Genomic DNA, 1751 nt, shown 5'->3' on the forward strand with positions numbered 1-1751 from the left:
GGCGTCATACCGAATATTCTCCGGAAACAAGGCCAGGGCCAGGGAGGTCTCGAACTCCCGCCGGGTCAACTTGGCCAACATGACTTCCTGATTGGGCATAATATTCTTTCCTGAAGACCATGATCCTTCAAGAGGCCGATCGTATTTTCGAGGAGCGTTTCTTCTTTTGAGGCAATGATTTCTTATTTACTTCGGTAGCATAGTCAAAGGCTTCTTTGCTGCCTGGCGAAACTTTCGGCCACCAAATATAATCCGCATGTTTGGGAAGGCCTGCGGACTTATAGACACGGCTTAGATTCTTAAGAAGTTCTTTTTCTCTAAGGAGTCTATAAGAGGAATTTCCTTTAAGGTCGATCTCTACGCTTAACGGTCCAAAATTTTTCACTTCAAACTCCCATACGGCATCTACCATTCCAAATTCCGGCCAATAGCAATTGCGGACTTTTTGAATTTGGCTGGCGTATAGGGCGGCGCATCCCCCCACCGCCTGTAAAAATACACACTTTTCTTGAACAAGGTCTCCGATGATCTTTTCGTCCAGGTGTCCCTTACCAATCATAACTCCCGGGTGCAAACCTTTTAGCAAAACCGGAATAAAAGAAGAAAAGCGGGAACTGGAAGTGGGTCCGGCGGAAACCACCTCCCACCCCCTTCCTTCTTTTTGGGTCATAATGGGGCCGCAATGAAGAATACCCAGTCCCTGCAAATGAAAGGGAATGGCTTCTTTTTTTCCTTCCTGCAAAAGCTGGGCAATGCGTTGGTGCGACCAATCCCTGATGGTAAAAATGGTTCCATCGATATACACGATATCATCCAGGCGGAGGTTTTTGGTTTGGGTGGCATTAATGGGTGTCGTTAGGTGGAACTCTCTTCTATCCATGGGCGATCACCTCTTTCAATTCCGGATGGGTAATAAATTCCACTTTCCCTTCCTGATAAATTCTTGCCCGGGAATACCTGGCAGACCAACAATAAAAGGTAACCGCGATGGGAAATACGGCCGAATGGCATCCGGCGATTTCCATGTGTAAACCCAGGCAGGTTGTTTCCCCGCCGACCCCGAGAGGTCCGATCCCCAGATTGTTTATCGCCGTAAACAACTTTTCTTCCAGGGCGGCAACTTGCGGGTCTTCATGCCGGCTGTTCAATGGCTCACGATAGATCGCTTTCCGGGCGAGGTTTTCAGTGTAATCTAAGCCAAACCCCCCCACGGCTACGCCAACGATATTAGGAGAACAATTTTCCCCTCCAACCAGCGCAACCGCATCCAGTACCGTTTTTATAATCGTGTTTTCTTTGGGCGCTCCCGGTATGGGGACCACACAAGAGCTTTTAACCTCCGCCCCGCCACCCCTGGTCACCACCAATAATTCCAGATAATCAATCCGGTTGTTATAGTTTAAAAAAGTGGGAGGCATTCCCCAACCGACATTATCCCCTGAATTTTCATTGGTCAGGGGGTGGGTGATTTGCTGTCTCAGGGGTGCATCTCTCGTTGCTTTCCGCGTTGCCTTTTCCAGAGCTTCTTGCAGATCTCCCTCAATGTAGAAACCAGGAGGCAAATCGATATAAAACATCGGCACTCCTGTATCCTGGCAGAGAGGCACATCCCGTTCCCGGCTCACCTCCATGTTGCGCACCATGGCTTCAAAATAAACTTTGCCTTTGGGATTGCTTTCGACCTCCGCTGCTTTCCGGATCGCTTCCGCAACTCGGGGGGGAAGTACTTTGGACGAATGACATAGCATTAC

Annotated in this window: 2 protein-coding genes; both read right to left on the reverse strand. The window is 49.1% G+C overall.

Annotation, left to right across the window (positions count from 1 at the left end; all coding sequences use genetic code 11):
• Positions 1-127: 127 nt before the first annotated feature.
• Positions 128-880, reverse strand: coding sequence for a FumA C-terminus/TtdB family hydratase beta subunit (locus tag Q7V48_06765; GenBank protein ID MDO9210436.1), 753 nt, complete (start codon positions 878-880; stop codon positions 128-130).
• Positions 873-1751, reverse strand: an 879-nt coding sequence (locus Q7V48_06770; protein MDO9210437.1) for a fumarate hydratase, incomplete at its 5' end; no start/stop codon positions are given. The genes Q7V48_06770 and Q7V48_06765, both read right to left, overlap by 8 nt.

This window comes from Deltaproteobacteria bacterium (genome assembly GCA_030654105.1).
Lineage (GTDB): Bacteria > Desulfobacterota > SM23-61 > SM23-61 > SM23-61 > JAHJQK01.